The sequence below is a fragment of the Flavobacterium sp. NRK F10 genome (assembly GCF_024054235.1).
Lineage (GTDB): Bacteria > Bacteroidota > Bacteroidia > Flavobacteriales > Flavobacteriaceae > Flavobacterium > Flavobacterium sediminis.
Genome location: NZ_JAMXLC010000001.1, coordinates 2,078,855 through 2,095,549, shown reverse-complemented (window position 1 = coordinate 2,095,549; position 16,695 = coordinate 2,078,855). Strand labels below are relative to the sequence as shown.

At 36.9% G+C, this 16,695-nt stretch carries 16 protein-coding genes; 2 read left to right on the top strand and 14 right to left on the bottom strand.

What is annotated here, in order from left to right; genetic code table 11:
- Positions 1-8 precede the first annotated feature (8 nt).
- From ftsA to mraZ, 12 genes are read right to left on the bottom strand one after another with little or no spacing between them, the layout of a single operon-like run.
- Positions 9-1,373 carry a cell division protein FtsA gene (ftsA, locus tag NHF50_RS09540; RefSeq protein ID WP_252776052.1) on the bottom strand — a complete coding sequence of 455 codons (1,365 nt, stop codon included), beginning with the start codon at positions 1,371-1,373 and terminating at the stop codon, positions 9-11.
- A 9-nt stretch (positions 1,374-1,382) separates the two neighbouring features.
- Positions 1,383-2,108: a cell division protein FtsQ/DivIB gene (locus NHF50_RS09535; RefSeq protein ID WP_252776049.1), complete on the bottom strand. Its 726-nt coding sequence runs from the start codon at positions 2,106-2,108 to the stop codon at positions 1,383-1,385.
- Entirely contained in the window at positions 2,086-3,444 is a 1,359-nt protein-coding gene (gene murC, locus NHF50_RS09530) for a UDP-N-acetylmuramate--L-alanine ligase (protein WP_252776047.1), read from the bottom strand. Before murC ends, NHF50_RS09535 begins: the two co-directional genes overlap by 23 nt.
- A gap of 19 nt (positions 3,445-3,463) precedes the next feature.
- Positions 3,464-4,570 carry an undecaprenyldiphospho-muramoylpentapeptide beta-N-acetylglucosaminyltransferase gene (gene murG / locus NHF50_RS09525; protein ID WP_252776045.1) on the bottom strand — a complete coding sequence of 369 codons (1,107 nt, stop codon included), beginning with the start codon at positions 4,568-4,570 and terminating at the stop codon, positions 3,464-3,466.
- A 1-nt stretch (position 4,571) separates the two neighbouring features.
- Entirely contained in the window at positions 4,572-5,849 is a 1,278-nt protein-coding gene (locus tag NHF50_RS09520; protein ID WP_252776043.1) for an FtsW/RodA/SpoVE family cell cycle protein, read from the bottom strand.
- A gap of 5 nt (positions 5,850-5,854) precedes the next feature.
- On the bottom strand, positions 5,855-7,186 hold the full coding sequence (gene murD, locus NHF50_RS09515; protein WP_109569455.1) for a UDP-N-acetylmuramoyl-L-alanine--D-glutamate ligase: 1,332 nt from the start codon (positions 7,184-7,186) through the stop codon (positions 5,855-5,857).
- A gap of 1 nt (position 7,187) precedes the next feature.
- Entirely contained in the window at positions 7,188-8,405 is a 1,218-nt protein-coding gene (gene mraY, locus NHF50_RS09510; RefSeq protein ID WP_252776042.1) for a phospho-N-acetylmuramoyl-pentapeptide-transferase, read from the bottom strand.
- Positions 8,406-8,417: 12 nt separating this feature from the next.
- A complete protein-coding gene (locus NHF50_RS09505) occupies positions 8,418-9,878 on the bottom strand; it encodes a UDP-N-acetylmuramoyl-L-alanyl-D-glutamate--2,6-diaminopimelate ligase (RefSeq protein WP_252776040.1) in 1,461 nt (486 codons plus the stop codon).
- Entirely contained in the window at positions 9,875-11,869 is a 1,995-nt protein-coding gene (locus NHF50_RS09500) for a penicillin-binding protein (protein ID WP_109569452.1), read from the bottom strand. The genes NHF50_RS09505 and NHF50_RS09500 overlap by 4 nt, the downstream gene beginning before the upstream one ends.
- Positions 11,860-12,219: an FtsL-like putative cell division protein gene (locus tag NHF50_RS09495; protein WP_109569451.1), complete on the bottom strand. Its 360-nt coding sequence runs from the start codon at positions 12,217-12,219 to the stop codon at positions 11,860-11,862. Before NHF50_RS09495 ends, NHF50_RS09500 begins: the two co-directional genes overlap by 10 nt.
- Before the next feature lie 3 nt (positions 12,220-12,222).
- Positions 12,223-13,131 carry a 16S rRNA (cytosine(1402)-N(4))-methyltransferase RsmH gene (gene rsmH, locus NHF50_RS09490; protein ID WP_252777328.1) on the bottom strand — a complete coding sequence of 303 codons (909 nt, stop codon included), beginning with the start codon at positions 13,129-13,131 and terminating at the stop codon, positions 12,223-12,225.
- On the bottom strand, positions 13,106-13,576 hold the full coding sequence (mraZ, locus tag NHF50_RS09485; RefSeq protein WP_109569450.1) for a division/cell wall cluster transcriptional repressor MraZ: 471 nt from the start codon (positions 13,574-13,576) through the stop codon (positions 13,106-13,108). Before mraZ ends, rsmH begins: the two co-directional genes overlap by 26 nt.
- A 364-nt stretch (positions 13,577-13,940) precedes the next feature.
- On the opposite strand from mraZ, the gene NHF50_RS09480 reads away from it, so the two are divergent.
- Together NHF50_RS09480 and yihA are read left to right on the top strand one after the other, a co-directional pair.
- Positions 13,941-14,696: an alpha/beta fold hydrolase gene (locus NHF50_RS09480; RefSeq protein ID WP_179948676.1), complete on the top strand. Its 756-nt coding sequence runs from the start codon at positions 13,941-13,943 to the stop codon at positions 14,694-14,696.
- Positions 14,697-14,731: 35 nt separating this feature from the next.
- A complete protein-coding gene (yihA, locus tag NHF50_RS09475; protein WP_109569448.1) occupies positions 14,732-15,352 on the top strand; it encodes a ribosome biogenesis GTP-binding protein YihA/YsxC in 621 nt (206 codons plus the stop codon).
- Positions 15,353-15,356: 4 nt separating this feature from the next.
- Here yihA and gldC read toward each other — a convergent pair whose 3' ends face one another.
- Positions 15,357-15,689 carry a gliding motility protein GldC gene (gldC, locus tag NHF50_RS09470; RefSeq protein ID WP_252776038.1) on the bottom strand — a complete coding sequence of 111 codons (333 nt, stop codon included), beginning with the start codon at positions 15,687-15,689 and terminating at the stop codon, positions 15,357-15,359.
- On the bottom strand, positions 15,689-16,648 hold the full coding sequence (gene gldB, locus NHF50_RS09465) for a gliding motility lipoprotein GldB (RefSeq protein WP_252776036.1): 960 nt from the start codon (positions 16,646-16,648) through the stop codon (positions 15,689-15,691). Before gldB ends, gldC begins: the two co-directional genes overlap by 1 nt.
- Between the last annotated feature and the right edge of the window lie 47 nt (positions 16,649-16,695).

The window sequence follows — 16,695 nt, the reverse complement described above, 5'->3', positions numbered from 1 at the left end:
TGTACTTTTTATTCGGCGTTATCTAAAAATTCTTTAATCTTTTCTATATACTTATCAAAAAATGATTTTTTGATTTTGCTTTCGGTAGTCTCGGGTTGCGGTTCTTCTTTTTCTACTGCTTCCTCTACTACAGGCTGCTCTTCAACTACGGATTGTTCAGCGATCACGGATTCTTCCTGTTTCATCTCTACAAAAGGCGTGGCACTTTTTGTATTGTTACGGATACTGTTCATGACCAAACCAACGGCAGTTGCGTATAATGGACTCGATAATTCTTCATCAGAACTACCGGCTAAATGTTCGTTCGGATAACCGATACGGGTATCCATTCCTGTGATGTACTCTACTAACTGTTTAATATGCTTTAATTGAGCTCCACCACCTGTTAATACTATTCCGGCAATGAGTTTCTTTTTAGGGTTCTCATGTCCGTACAATTTAATTTCTGCATATACTTGTTCAATAATTTCCACCACACGTGCATGTATAATTTTTGACAAGTTTTTCAGTGAAATCTCTTTAGGTTCACGTCCTCTTAAGCCCGGAATAGAAACAATCTCGTTGTCTTTATTTTCTCCCGGCCAGGCTGAACCGAATTTCACTTTTAACAATTCTGCTTGCTTTTCTATAATAGAACAGCCTTCCTTTATATCTTCAGTAATGACATTTCCTCCGAAAGGGATCACTGCCGTATGACGGATAATACCATCTTTAAAAATGGCCAGATCTGTCGTTCCGCCTCCTATATCGATCAATGCCACTCCGGCCTCTTTTTCTTCCTGACTTAAAACAGCATCTGCAGAAGCTAATGGTTCCAATGTAAGTCCGGACAACTCTAATCCTGAACTTTTAACACAACGTCCGATGTTTCTGATTGAAGCTGCTTGTCCGACAACAACATGAAAACTGGCTTCTAATCGTCCACCCGACATCCCGATCGGTTCTTTTGTTTCTGTTTGTCCGTCTATCTTAAATTCCTGCGGCAAAACATGAATGATCTCTTCACCCGGCAACATTGCTAATTTATGCACTTGCCCGATCAAAGCATCGATATCCATATCTCCTATTACTTCTTCGGCATTCTGACGACTGATATAATCACTATGCTGTATACTTCTGATGTGTTGCCCGGCAATACCTACCACTACATCATTAATTTTATATCCGGAATCGTTTTCGGCTTCCAAAACTGCTTGCTGAATAGACTGAATGGTTTGGGTAATATTATTTACCACACCTCTATGAACACCTAAACTCTTGGATTTACCTACCCCAAGAATTTCCAGCTTACCATATTCGTTTTTTTTACCTATCATCGCTACAATCTTTGTAGTTCCGATATCTAAACCTACTGCAATGTTATCTCTGTTCATAACTCAATTCTATTTCTTACAAACTACTTGCTCCGTAAACATTAAGTTTACTTCTTTATATTGTTTAACCAAAGTGTCTTTTATTGCATGATAAAAGAACGCTTTATAATTTTTTAACTTTCTGTCAATAAAAACAGGTTTACCGAAAATTATGGTATAATCATAATTTCGGCTTTTCATCAAAATGCTTCCTGAAGGCAATATTTTTATGCCTGTTATGTCTTTACTCAAAAAATCATCATCACTTATCTCATTAAAAAGCGACAAGTATTGACCCTTATCCTTTTCGACATAGGAACCCACTACAAGAGGAACTCTCGCAGAAAAATTTTCGGATAAAGGCATCGTAGTACCTTTTCTATCAATATAATACGAGGTATTATCTGATATAAATCTTACGGTTGGGGACTTTTGTTTTATATGCGCATTTAGAGAACCATCTACTGTTGAAAAAACTTCTGCTTTTTCTATCATCCCGTGATCATCGAGAACAGTTTCTAAAGTATTCAAATCTACCGCATCTTTTTGAATTGATAAAGAGCCTCCCAAATTTTGTTTCAACAAGTTATTAACCATTTCATGAGTTATGAACATATTATCTGTTCCTCCTTCAAAGGAAATATTAACTTCTTTCAACACTCTGCTTCCATTTCTTTTTGATGAAAAAGAATATAAAAAGACCATTAAAAGAACGATTATAACCAAACGAATATTATGCCATTTGAGTCCTATCATCTAATACTTTTTTTAAATCTTTTACCATTTCTCCGATGTCTCCCGCACCAATAGTTATAAACACTTCTGCATCAGATTGTTGAAAAACTTCAAACAAAGTTTCTTTACCCACCAACTTCTTATTCGGGTTTTCAATTTTTGTTAATAAAACCTCAGAAGTTATACCTTCAATCGGCAATTCTCTTGCCGGATAAATATCCAATAGGACAATTTCATCAAATTTTGATAAGCTTTCCGCAAAACCTTCCATAAAATCTCTGGTTCTGGAAAACAAATGCGGTTGAAAAACAGCCAACACTTTTTTTCCGGGATAAAGCTCTCTGACTGCATTATGAACAGCTTCTATTTCTGTAGGATGATGTGCATAATCGTCTACATATACTCTTTTTTCATTTCGCACCTGAAAGGAAAATCTTCTTCTTACTCCGCGAAAAGTTTCTAATGCTGCTTTCAGACCATCCTCAGACACACCATATTTTTCAGCCATTGCCAAAGCGATCAAGGCATTAGACAAATTGTGTCTTCCCGGAAGTCCGAACTTTACATCTTTCATTAATTTTGAAGGTGTTTGAACGTCAAAATGGTAAAAACCATTTAGAATACGGATGTTCAAAGCCTCATAATCTGCTCGCTCGTCAATACCTATCGTATTTCCTTTTAAGTTAACTTTCAAAGGAACAAACAAATGTTCCGGATTGACTTTATTGGCAAACATTCTAAAAGATTCTTCAATAGATTCCACATTTCCGTAAATATCTAAATGATCTGCATCCATTGAAGTTACACAAGCTAAATTCGGATGTAAATGTAAAAATGAACGATCAAATTCATCAGCCTCTACTACTGTTACCGTTTTACCACTTCCGATAAGGTTTGAGTTATAACCTTCAACAATTCCACCTAAAAAAGCTGTAACATCGATTCCGCTCTGATACAAAATATGACCTAAAATACTCGATGTAGTCGTTTTTCCGTGTGTTCCGGCAACTGCAAAACAAAAAGTATCTTTAGTAATAATTCCTAAGACTTCTGCACGTTTTCTAATTTCAAAACCATGGCTCAGGAAATAATTCCACTCGGAATGGTTTTTAGGAATAGCCGGAGTAACCACTACTAAAGTAGTCTCCTTTTCTAAATATTTTTTCTCGATCCGATCAACATTGTCCTCAAAATGAATGTGCATTCCCAAATCTTCTAATTCATCGGTTAATTGGGTATGCGTTTTGTCATATCCCGCAACATTTTTTCCGATATGCATAAAATATCGAGCCAAGGCACTCATACCGATACCTCCGATCCCTATAAAATATACGTTTTGTATTTGGTTACTATTCATTTTATCTCTTTTTTAAAGGTTATTCACCTTTTTCCAAAGCCAATTTAACAATCTCATCTGCGATCTGTTGCGTTGCGTTCGGCAATGCTTTTTTATGTATTTTTTTGCTCAGCTTTGCTTGTTTCTCGTCGTTCGAAATCAAGTCCGCAAAGGTACGTCTGAATTTTTCATTTAGCTCACTTTCTTTCAATAAAATTGCAGCTTTTTTTGCTGATAAAGCGAGTGCATTTTTAGTTTGGTGATCCTCAGCCACATTCGGTGACGGGATCAAAATAGTAGGTTTTCCGACAATACATAACTCTGAAATCGAAGAAGCTCCGGAACGCGAAATTATAAAGTCGGCTGCCGCATAAGCCAGATCCATTCGGTCAATAAAAGCAAAGACATGAACATTTTCTTTTTCATTGAAATGTTTGTACTGATCGTAATACAATTTGCCGCATTGCCAGATGACCTGAATTCCTAATTGCAGAATAATCTCCAACTCATCCGAAACCAGTTGGTTTATTCTTTTTGCACCTAAGCTCCCACCCAAAACCAATAGGGTTCGCTTATCAGCATTTACTTCAAAATATGTTAATCCTTCGATACGTTTATCGTCAACAAAAATAAGATCCTGACGTACCGGATTACCGGTTAATTTTATTTTTTCAGCCGGAAAAAACTTTTCCATTCCTTCATAGGCCACACAAATTGATTGTGCTTTTGCCGCTAATAATTTATTGGTAATTCCCGGATAGGAATTTTGCTCCTGAATTACTGTAGGAATCCCTAACATGCTGGCAACTTTGAGCACTGCTCCGCTGGCAAAACCACCTGTTCCGATCACAACATCCGGTTTAAATCTTTTTATAATAAAATAGGATTTCCATAAACTTGACAGAAGCTTGAATGGAAACAATAGATTTTGAAGGCTGATTTTCCGTTGAATTCCTGAAATCCACAATCCTTTGATGGAATAACCCGCTTGCGGAACCTTTTGCATTTCCATTTTATCTTTAGCTCCCACAAACAGAAATTCCGCTTGCGGAAAACGAGCTTTTAATTCGTTTGCAATTGCTATTGCCGGATAGATATGTCCTCCGGTTCCTCCTCCACTAATAATAAATTTCAGCTTCTGTTCCATACTACTGATTTAAAACCGGTTCTAACGGGTTAGCTTCTGATTCTTCACTTTTTTCTCCTTCAGCCAGGTCTAATTCTTTATCTATAATACGTTGTAATGCTTCTTCTCTCTTTTTCCGTTCTTCTTCATCCTGTGCCACTTCTTCCTCTTTTTTGGTAACGCTTAAAATAATACCAATAGACACACAGGTCATCCATATTGAAGTTCCTCCGGCACTGATCAGCGGTAGCGTTTGTCCTGTTACCGGCAATAATTCTACTGCTACCGCCATATTCACCAAAGCCTGAAAGATAATCGGAAATCCTAAACCTACTATGAGTAACTTTCCGAATAAGCTGGAGGCTTTTTGAGCATTAATGATAAAACGGACAAACAACAACATATACAAGAACACTATTCCTAATGCCCCCATTAATCCGTACTCCTCTACTATAATAGCAAAGATAAAATCGGAAGATGATTGTGGCAGGAAGTTCTTTTGCACACTTTTTCCGGGTCCCAGTCCGTAAATTTTACCAGATGCAATGGCTATTTTTGCTTTTTCGATCTGATAATCATCATCTTTAGCATCTTCATTTTTATCAAAAAAGCTATCCACACGACTGATCCAGGTATCCACACGGTTTGGCATAGCTCCCGGAAAAGCCTTGGCAACCAAAATAAAAAATGTCAATGCTATAACTCCTGCTCCTATAATTAACGCCAGATACTTAACAGGATAATACCCTACATATACCAGCATGCACACCATTGAGAAAATTAGCGCTGTTGTAGAAAAGTTGGCCGGCAAAACCAATGCTAATACTGCAAAAACCGGCAGCCAAAGTTCCAGTAATGAATCCTTAAACGAATATTCTTTTTCGCTGACCTTAGCCAAATAACGCGCTACATAAACCATCAATACGGTAAAGGCGAGTGTTGACGTTTGAAAACCGATCCCGATAAAAGGAATCTGTATCCACCTGCTGGCATTTGCGCCACCTATGGTTGTTCCCTGAAAAAGGGTATATAACAACAGAACCAACACAAACGGAATTCCTAAAATAGACAAGGCTCTGAAATAATGGTAAGGCACTTTGTGAACCCAATAGATCACAATAAAACCGATAAACAAATGCACCAAATGCTTGATCAGATAACCAATCGTTGAGCCTTTACCTATTACATACACTAAATTTGTACTGGCGCTGTAAACCGGTAAAAAAGAGATAAGAGCCAATAGAAAAACTATTGCCCAAATTACTTTGTCTCCTCTTAACCTGTTTACTAACTGTGTCATGCTTTTTATAAATTATGTACTGCTTGTTTAAACTGACGTCCTCTGTCTTCATAATTTTCAAACAGATCAAAACTTGCACAAGCCGGTGACAACAATACCGTATCTCCTTTTTCGGCCATTCTCTGTGCGATCTTTACTGCTTCTGTCATTGAAGTTGTTTCTATCATCACATCCACTACTCCACTGAAAGCGTTGAAAATTTTCTGATTATCTACCCCCAAGCAAATGATCCCTTTTACCTTTTCGCGCACTAAAGGCATCAATTCGTCATAATCATTTCCTTTATCTACACCTCCTACAATCCATACCGTTGGCGTTGCCATACTATCCAATGCAAAGAATGTAGCATTAACATTAGTAGCTTTAGAATCATTGGTATACTGCACTCCTTGTATTTTCAACACCTTTTCCAAACGATGTTCCGCTCCTTGAAAATTACTCAGACTTTCACGAATGGTCTGTTTTCTTATTTTCATCAATTGAGCCACTGCAGTCGCTGCCATAGCATTTTTCACATTGTGCTTTCCTTCTAATGATAATTCATTTATTGGCATGGTAAATAAATCGTTATTTATATTATTGTTCAAATTGTTATCTTCTATACTTCCTCCGTTCTCAATCTTTTTAGTGAGTGAAAACGAAATTAATTTTGCTTTTATCGGATGTTGATCCAACCATTTTTGAGTTTCAACATCATCGCCATCGACTATTAAATAATCTTCTTCCGTTTGATTCATGGTAATCCGAAACTTGGCTGCTATATACTGGTTATAATCATAATTATACCGATCCAAATGATCCGGACTCAAATTGGTTAGCACAGCAATATGTGGTTTAAATTTTTCAATCCCGTCCAATTGAAAACTACTTAATTCCAACACATACACGTCATGTTTATTCTCTGCTACCTGCCAGGCAAAACTCTTTCCGATATTCCCGGCCAGACCAACGTTTAATCCGCCTTGCTTTAACAGATGATACGTTAAAAGCGTCGTTGTGGTTTTTCCGTTGCTTCCTGTAATACCTATGGTCAAAGCATCTGTGAATTGCGAAGCAAATTCAATCTCCGAAATAACCGGAATTCCTTTCTCCTTTAATTTTTTAACTATCGGAGCCTTATCCGGAATACCAGGACTTTTCATTACCACATCAGCATTAAGAATTAAGTCCTCCGTATGCTTTTCGTCTTCCCAATCTATCCTATTAATTAAAAGAACTTCTCTATAATTATTTTTTATCTTTCCGAAATCAGACAGAAAGACATCATATCCTTTCTTTTTACCTAAAATTGCAGTTCCTACACCGCTTTCACCTCCTCCTAAAACAACCAGTCTCATCCTATCTTAGTTTTAATGACACTAAAGTGAAAATGGCTAGTAAAATGCCTACAATCCAGAAACGAGTCACAATCTTACTTTCATGGTATCCTTTTTTCTGGTAATGATGATGTAAAGGCGACATTAGAAAAATGCGGCGCCCTTCTCCGTATTTCTTTTTGGTATATTTAAAATAGCTCACCTGCAACACCACTGATAAATTTTCAGCCAGAAAGATTCCACATAAAATCGGGATCATTAATTCTTTTCGGATAGCAATAGCAATTACGGCTATTATTCCACCGATCGTCAAACTTCCGGTATCTCCCATAAATACAGTAGCCGGATAGGTATTGTACCAAAGAAAACCAACTAATGCTCCCACAAAGGCAGCAATATAAATGGTCATTTCTCCAGAATTAGGGATATACATAATATTCAGATAATCTGAAAAAATAATATTTCCGGAGAGGAATGTAAAAATCCCCAAGGTCAGCACCGATATTGCCGAAGTTCCGGCGGCTAAACCATCAATTCCATCTGTCAGGTTAGCACCGTTTGAAACGGCAGTGATGATAAAAATCACAACCGGTATAAAGATCAACCATGCCCATTTTTCATAACCATCGCCCATAAACGACAGTACTTTAGCATAATCAAACTCATTATTCTTTAAGAACGGAATCGTTGTTGCTGTTGATTTTTCCTGTAAGAATTTAGTATCTACGTTTTCTGTTTTAACGCGAGCTCCCATAGTATCTTTACGTACGGTAACCCCTGGGTGGAAATAGAGTACAGATCCTACTATTAACCCCAGACCAACTTGCCCGATTACTTTAAACCTTCCTTTTAATCCTTCTTTGTCTTTCTTAAATATCTTAATATAATCATCAATAAACCCTATTGTTCCCATCCACAGGGTAGTTATTATTAAAAGAATAACATAGATATTCTCTAACCTTGCAAACAGGAATACCGGAACTAATGTTGCCAGAATAATAATGATCCCTCCCATTGTAGGCGTTCCCGCTTTTTGCGTTTGTCCTTCTAACCCTAACTCTCGTATGGTTTCACCAACTTGTTGTTTTCTTAAAAAGTTGATGATCTTTTTTCCGTAAATAGTAGCAATTGCCAGCGAAAGAATGAATGCCATCGCTGAACGAAACGTGATATACTGAAACACTCCGGCTCCCGGAACATCAAATGCTTTGTCTAAATACTGAAATAAATAATATAACATTGCGAGTTAGTTTTAGCTTAATTGGTTTAAAAATTCTTTTACGATCTTCATATCATCAAAATCATGTCGCACGCCTTTAATTTCCTGATAGGTTTCATGTCCTTTTCCGGCAATTACTATAATATCATTGGGCTGTGCCATTTGGCACGCTGTTTTTATGGCTTGTTTTCTATCTAAAATAGAAAGTGTTTTTTTGAAATTTTGCGGTTCTACTCCTTTTTCCATCTCATCAATGATGACTTGCGGATCTTCTGAGCGTGGATTATCGGATGTAAAAATGACTTTATTACTTAAATCGGAAGCTATCTTGGCCATTACCGGTCTTTTAGTCTTATCCCGATCTCCACCACAACCTACAACCGTTATTAAAATTTCATTTTTTGTCCGTATATCGTTTATTGTTTTCAGCACATTTTCCAAAGCATCCGGTGTATGAGCATAATCTACAACGGCTGTTATTTTGCCCGGTGACACGAAATACTGGAATCTTCCCGACACACTTTCGAGTTCGGAAAGTAAGCGCAATACTTCATCACTTTCTAAACCTAATTCGACACTCGTTGCATAGATCGCTAATAAGTTATAGGCGTTGAACGCTCCTATTAATTTAGTCCAAACTTCATTATTATTGATCTTCAGCAACAAACCACTAAACTGATTTTCCAAAATCTGCGCTTTATAATCTGCATAGGACTTTATAGCATAAGTAACTTTTTTAGCTACTGTATTTTGCAACATTACCATTCCGTTCTTATCGTCAACGTTACTGATTGCAAATGCCGTTTTCGGCAAATTATCAAAGAACGATTTCTTAACATCCCGATATTCTGCAAAAGTTTTATGATAATCTAAATGATCGTGTGTTAAGTTGGTAAATATTCCTCCGGTAAAATGTAACCCTTCCGTTCTTTTCTGATGAATTCCGTGCGAGCTTACCTCCATGAAACAAAACTCACATCCGGCTTCAGCCATTTCATTCAAATAATAATTGATCGTTAATGAATCCGGGGTTGTATGCGTTGCCTTAAATTCGTTATTATCTACCAGAATTTTTACAGTTGACAACAAGCCTACTTTATATCCGGCACGTTTAAACATTTGGTATAATAAAGAAGCTATTGTTGTTTTCCCGTTGGTTCCGGTTACTCCCACCAATTTTAACTTATCGGAAGGGTTGTCGTAATAATTAGCTGCTGTAAAAGCTAATGCCTCATGTGTACTCTGAACCTGAATATAGGTAACACCGTTTACAATTCGCTCAGGAAACTCTTCGCAAATTACAGCTATCGCTCCTTGATCCACAGCCTTATCAATAAATGCATGACCATCTGACAGAGTACCTCTGATAGCTACAAAAGCATCATTCAACTGAATTTTTCTGGAATCAAATTCAATTTTCCCGATAGTCACATCAGTGGTTCCTCTTACCGCTTCAATGTGTACTTTGTATAATATATCTTTTAATAGCTTCACGATAATTCTAAAATGATGATTGAATCTTTATTGATCTTTTCACCGGCTTTAACCGATTGTGTTTTTACTTTTCCGACACCTTTAATTTCAACATGCAACCCTAAATTCTCAAGAAGTGCGACGGCATCCATTGCCTGCATTCCTTTTACATCAGGAACTTTATCTGTTGCATTATTTGACTTCTTATAATAAGAAGCATATTGTTTTTCTACCGCGTTTATCTTCTCATTAATATCCTTTATATGATTTGTAGGAGGAGAATCCGTGTAAATTTTCTGTGCAATACGTTTAAAAACCGGTCCGGCGACATCAGCACCATAATATCCGGCAGAAACATTAGGTTTATGAACCACTACTATACAAGAATACTTAGGATCATTAGCCGGAAAATACCCCGCAAATGAGGATACATAATACAGCTTTGACCGATCGCGATAATTAGCTTGTGCCGTTCCTGTTTTTCCTGCCATCGAAAAATCTTTAGAATACAGTTTAGAACCTGTTCCTCTCTTCACCACGTTCTCTAATACTGCCCGAACTTTTTTTAAGGTTTCATCCGAAGCAATTTTAGGATTGATCACTTCAGGCTCGAACTTTTCAATAGTTTTATTCCACTCTTTAATCTCTTTTACGAAATAGGGTTTTACCATTTTCCCATTGTTAGCCACTGCATTGTACAGGGTAAGTGTTTGTAAAGGCGTCATTGCAATTCCGTAACCAAATGCCATCCAAGGTAAAGTGGTTCCGTACCAATTCTTGTCACCGGGTTGCGGAATTCTCGGTTTTCCTTCACCTATTAACTGCAAGCCTAAAGGTTTGCTTAAACCATAACTATTTATTCTATCTATAAACTGTTGCGGATTATCTTTATAATTATCATGAACAGCTTGTACCAACACAGTATTGGAGGACAGTTCGAATCCTCTGGCTAAAGAGATCTTTCCATAGCCTCCTTTTTTGGAATCCCGTACTTTTCTCTTATAATATTCAACAACTCCGTTATGGGTATCATACACTTTACTGGTATCCACCTTATGGTCGTCTAAAAGTGCTATCAGGTCAAACAGCTTAAAAGTAGAACCCGGTTCGTGCGATTCTGCTACGGCATAATTCTGTGATTCGTAATAACTGCCATCAGAGGCCCTTCCCAAGTTTGAAATAGCCTTAATGGCTCCGGTTTTGGTTTCCATCACTACTACACAACCGTGGTCAGCCTCATAATGCTCCAATTGTTTCAACAAAGCATGATGGGCAATATCCTGAATATACACATCTATAGTAGATACGATATCATAACCGTCCTGCGGGTCTAATTCATTATTATCACTAATAGGTTTCCACTGGCTTTTGGCAATTTTTTGCATCATACGATGACCGTTCTTGCCATTGATGTATTTACGAAAAGCGTATTCTAATCCTTTCCCGTTAGGCGAGCCATCTGCATTTGCTCTTTCGTAACCGATAGTTCTCTGCGCTACCAAACCAATAGGATGTTCCCGAACCGTTTTCTGCTCCACAATAATACCCCCTTTGTAAGCTCCTTTATTAAAAAGCGGAAAACTTTTTATACGCATATATTGGGTATAACTTAGCTTTCTGGCTATCAGATAATACCTGTTTTTATTAGCTCTGGCTTTTTGTAATTGCGCCTGATAATGACCGGGTGTTTTACCAAACATAACTGAAAGTGAATCACTCAGAGGTTTTATAAGATTGGTAAAGTTTTCCTGCGATGGAGAAAGTGCATCAAAGCGAATCGTATATTCCGGAATTGAAGTTGCCAAAAGACTGCCGTCAGCCGAATACACATTTCCTTTATTAGCCGGAATGGTAAAGTTCTTAACGGTTCGTTCTTTTGCTAATTTTCGGTAGTATTCTCCTTCTACCCATTGAATATTATTCAATTTGACCAAAACCAAAATAGCTATCACAAATATTGTGAAAGCTACGCCATACATTCTATAATTTGTATTTTTCGGTTTTACTGCCATAATTTGAAACGGTCAAAAAAACTTTTTTCTTCTTTTATACTTTTCTTTACTATTATTTTTGTCGGCGGTACACTTGCCGGGTAAATCTCTCTTTTTTCCATTTTTTTAGCGACGGTTGATTCCATTTTCAACTTCATCAGCTCTGACCGTCTGTCCACAAATTCCGAACGCAACTCCTTTACTCGGTTGGTCAATTCGGTTATTTTATAATTTTTAGCATCGTACCTGTGATTATTAGCAATCATTATCATAGCTAAAAAGATCAGAAAAACAATAAACTTCCAGTTCTTAAGTGCGTCGTCACTTACCAGAAACTTAGCTTTCAACAAACTGTATATACCGTTCTTCATTTTTTATAATTTTTCCGCCACTCTTAATTTCGCACTTCTTGCCCTGTTGTTTAGCTCGATTTCTTCCTCAGTCGGCACAATCAAACGTTCTATAATTTTAAACGGCACTTCAAAGTTCCCAAAGAAATCTCGTTCCGGCTCTCCTTCAAACATTCCGTTTCGCATAAAGCGTTTAACCAAACGATCTTCCAATGAGTGATACGAAATCACACTCAAACGTCCGCCCGGATTTAACAATTCCAGTGATTGCTCTAAAAACTCCTTCAACACTTCAATTTCCTGATTCACTTCAATACGGATCGCCTGATAGATCTGAGCCAATATCTTGTTACTCTTGTGAGCCGGTAAAAACTTCGCCAGCACTTGCTTTAAATGTTCGGTATTGCGAATTTGCTTATCTTTTCGTGCCGACACGATTACGTTTGCCATCGCCCCACCATTCTTCAATTCGCCATATTGTACAAAAACCCTTTTCAGATCCTGCTCACTATATTCGTTCACTACATGAAAAGCACTTAACTCACCTTTCTGACTCATACGCATATCCAGTTCAGCATCAAAACGAATAGAAAAACCTCTTTCCGCCACATCAAACTGATAAGATGAAACTCCCAGATCCGCTAAAATACCGTCCACTTTTTTAATTCCGTGAAAGCGTAAGAACCTTTTAATATTTCTGAAATTCTCATTAATCAACAAAAAACGCTCGTCATCAATAGCATTCCGCAACGCATCTTCGTCCTGATCAAAAGCTATCAATTTCCCACGATCTCCCAATCGCGACATTATCTCACGGGAATGTCCGCCTCCGCCAAAAGTCACATCCACATAAACCCCATCCGGTTTAATATTCAAACCATCTACCGTTTCTTTTAATAAAACCGGATTATGATATTCCATCTTCGTCAATATTAAAATTACCCATTACCTCTTCTGCTAAATCTGCAAAATCCTGAGCGGAATCCTCAATTGCATTTTCGTACAATTCTTTATCCCATATCTCTACAATTGAAACCGCAGAAGACAAGACCACATCTTTATCAATCTTTGCAAACACCACTAAATCTTTAGGAATCAGCAAACGACCGTTTGCATCTATCTCTATCATTTTCACACCAGCCGTAAACCGACGAATAAAGTCATTGTTTTTCTTTACAAAACGATTCAATTTATTGATTTTTGCCATCATTTTGTTCCATTCCTCTATCGGGTACAACTCCAAACAAGGCTGAAACACCGAACGCTTCAGTACAAAAGCAGCTTCTGTTCCGTCAAATTGCTTTTTTAAAGCAACCGGAATCATCAATCTGCCTTTTGCATCAACTTTACATTCGTATGTTCCAATCAGTGGTTTCAAAGTCTGTTTACACTATAGTTTATACAAAAGTAGAAAAAAATCACCACTTTTTACCACAAATTACCACTTTGTTGATAAGTTTTTACCCTTTCGTAATCAAATACTTAAGTACACTTTTGAGACAAGCTACCGTACACATTGAGTTTTCAACTGTTTTTATAACTTTAATTTAACATTCAACAGCCATCACTTTTAACAAAAAAATCATCCAAAAAAACACAAAACAAACTGAAATTTAAGCATATAGAGTCTCCAAAAAACACCAAAAACACTCGTTAAAAACAGCTTTATATTTTTGCTTCCTATTAAAGCATAAAGTCTTATATTTGTGAAAATTTCATGTTGACAATTTGAAATTGACACTATGCTAATAAAAGATAAAAAATATACTTATTTTGAAGCCGGAGAAGGCACGCCAATAATTGTATTACACGGATTAATGGGAGGGCTAAGTAACTTTGACGGTGTTTCTGATTTTTTCCCTAAGAACGGTTATAAAGTAGTAATTCCCGAACTCCCACTTTATACACAAAGTATACTGAAAACCAACGTAAAAGCTTTTTCAAAATTCGTTAAGGATTTCATTATCCACAAAGGTTTTGAAAAGGTTATTTTATTAGGAAACTCTCTTGGTGGCCACATCGCATTGTATCACACCAAGATGTATCCGGAGCTGGTAAAAGCTTTAGTAATAACCGGTAGTTCCGGACTGTATGAAAGTGGCATGGGTGAAAGTTACCCGAAACGCGGCAATTACGAATATATCAAAAAGAAAAGTGAGGATGTTTTTTACGATCCGAAAGTTGCAACTAAAGAGATCGTAGATGAAGTTTTTGCAACTGTAAATGACAGGATAAAACTTTTAAAAACATTAACCATAGCTAAAAGCGCTATCCGTCATAACATGGCAAAAGACCTGCCTAATATGACTACACCAACGTGTATTATCTGGGGAAAGAATGACAAAGTGACTCCGCCAGATGTAGCTGAGGAATTCAATCGATTATTACCTAATTCTGAATTGTTCTGGATCGACAAATGCGGACATGCTGCAATGATGGAACACCCGGACGAATTCAATCGGATTTTGTTTGATTGGTTGCAAAAAAATCAAATATAACTTTCCCCGCAAGGGGAATCTTTTTATTATAAAAAATGAAAATTACCAGTGCAGAATTTATCGTGAGCAACTCAGACGCTAAAAAGTGTCCAAATGAACCTATACCGGAATATGCTTTTATCGGGCGTTCCAATGTAGGTAAAAGCTCTTTAATAAATATGCTGACTGGTCAAAGACACTTAGCCAAAACCTCATCCAAACCGGGAAAAACACAATTGATCAATCATTTTAAGATCAACCATAACTGGTTTCTGGTAGATTTACCCGGATATGGCTATGCCAAAGTTTCCAAATCCGTTAAAGCCACTTTCCAAAAATTCATCACGGAATATTTTGAAAAAAGAGAACAATTGGTTTGCGCTTTTGTATTGATAGACATTCGCTTAGAAGCCCAAAAAATCGATTTAGACTTCATTAATTATTTGGGAGAATCCGGTATTCCGTTCTGTATCGTTTTTACTAAAGCTGATAAGATCGGAAAAGTAAAAGCCCAGCAGAATATTGCGGCTTATCGCAAGAAAGTTTTAGCTAACGGTTGGGAAGAAATGCCACAACACTTTGTTACTTCGTCTTTAGATGCTTCAGGAAAAGAAGAATTGCTTCAGTTCATTGACCAAGTAAATCAAGATATGTTCGGAAGCAATTCCATGCTATAAAAAGCTACGCTTTTAATTCCAGTTTTTCGGCAAAATAATCGCAAAAATCACGCATTGTAGCGCTCATTTTCTCATCTGTCGTAGCTCTTTCAAAAGTATCTGCCATAGCTACCAGTGTTTGATGAAAGAATTGTTTCATTTCGTCAACCGGCATATCTTTAGTCCACAAATCTATCCGAAGTGTTTCTTTTTGTTTACTATCCCAGATTGACAACAACATAGCTTTAGCTTCAGCCTGGTCAACACCTCCGTCCTTTGCTGTCCACTTTAATTTTTCCGGAATCTGATTTTCGTCTAATTCTACTGAAATCCTTATATCTGATCTTTTATTTGTCATTATTTTGCAGGTTTATATTTGGAACGTTCAAAAATAGTTTTGGCATCCATTGCCAACATATCGTGCAAAGATACATTATTATTTTCCATATAACTCTTAACGATTTGCCAACCTATCCATTGTCCTACTCTACCGGGAGACTCATTATCAATATCCAAATAAAATTTTGAAAAAGGCGCTTCTGCTATAAATCGGAATTCATTTTTTTGATTGGTATCAAACAACAAGTTATTTTCAATAAAGTAACTCCACATTTGCGATTCGTTTTCTTTACACCAAGCTACCTGGTTCTCACTATAACCTATTTTTGAAGCATCTGAAAACTCAGGCAACAAAACATCTTCCATATATAGTATCTTTCCGTAATAAATCATACCGGAAAGAAGAGTTCTGTCAAATGGTGCAGGCACTTTTTGTTGAGCAAAACTAGCTGCTAAATCAGGTAACATTTCATTACTATTAAAACGAATACGCTGGTATTCCGGAAAATCAGTATAAAAACGATGCTTCTCTCCCAAATAACAATCCAGAGAAATCAATGCTAAACTGTCAGCGTAAATAGCTTTTGCTTCAGTGTCTACTTCATTAATTAAAGTAATTACTCTGGGAGTTTTATATTTCGGAAAATAATACTGTACACGCGCAAAGAAATCTTCCAACTCAGTATGCAACTGATCCAGATTGCCATATTTTTTTTGCACCTCGCTGTACAATTCTCTTAACAAAGGATCTTTCAATTTTTCCAACCAAACACTATCTGTATTTCCCGGTGGAAAAAAGAACGGGTATTTTGTTTTTATTTTTTTCAGATCCTCAGGTTTAGATTCATAAAATACCTGATCAAAACGTTCTATATTGAATTCAACCGGTATAACGGCTACTTCTTTATCTATCTTACTTTCTTCTTTACAAGCTAACAAAAGCCAAAGAATAGAAAAAACGAACAGTTTCTTCGCCATATTTTTTAAGTTTATAGTATTTTTGAATAAATGATTAAAGTCGCAAT

What these genes read in the sequence shown, in the direction of transcription:
- ftsA (WP_252776052.1), bottom strand. Translation starts at nt 1,373, where the DNA reads ATGAACAGAGATAACATTGCAGTAGGTTTAGATATCGGAACTACAAAG.
- NHF50_RS09535 (WP_252776049.1), bottom strand. Translation starts at nt 2,108, where the DNA reads ATGATAGGACTCAAATGGCATAATATTCGTTTGGTTATAATCGTTCTT.
- murC (WP_252776047.1), bottom strand. Translation starts at nt 3,444, where the DNA reads ATGAATAGTAACCAAATACAAAACGTATATTTTATAGGGATCGGAGGT.
- murG (WP_252776045.1), bottom strand. Translation starts at nt 4,570, where the DNA reads ATGGAACAGAAGCTGAAATTTATTATTAGTGGAGGAGGAACCGGAGGA.
- NHF50_RS09520 (WP_252776043.1), bottom strand. Translation starts at nt 5,849, where the DNA reads ATGACACAGTTAGTAAACAGGTTAAGAGGAGACAAAGTAATTTGGGCA.
- murD (WP_109569455.1), bottom strand. Translation starts at nt 7,186, where the DNA reads ATGAGACTGGTTGTTTTAGGAGGAGGTGAAAGCGGTGTAGGAACTGCA.
- mraY (WP_252776042.1), bottom strand. Translation starts at nt 8,405, where the DNA reads ATGTTATATTATTTATTTCAGTATTTAGACAAAGCATTTGATGTTCCG.
- NHF50_RS09500 (WP_109569452.1), bottom strand. Translation starts at nt 11,869, where the DNA reads ATGGCAGTAAAACCGAAAAATACAAATTATAGAATGTATGGCGTAGCT.
- NHF50_RS09495 (WP_109569451.1), bottom strand. Translation starts at nt 12,219, where the DNA reads ATGAAGAACGGTATATACAGTTTGTTGAAAGCTAAGTTTCTGGTAAGT.
- NHF50_RS09480 (WP_179948676.1), top strand. Translation starts at nt 13,941, where the DNA reads ATGCTAATAAAAGATAAAAAATATACTTATTTTGAAGCCGGAGAAGGC.
- yihA (WP_109569448.1), top strand. Translation starts at nt 14,732, where the DNA reads ATGAAAATTACCAGTGCAGAATTTATCGTGAGCAACTCAGACGCTAAA.
- gldC (WP_252776038.1), bottom strand. Translation starts at nt 15,689, where the DNA reads ATGACAAATAAAAGATCAGATATAAGGATTTCAGTAGAATTAGACGAA.
- gldB (WP_252776036.1), bottom strand. Translation starts at nt 16,648, where the DNA reads ATGGCGAAGAAACTGTTCGTTTTTTCTATTCTTTGGCTTTTGTTAGCT.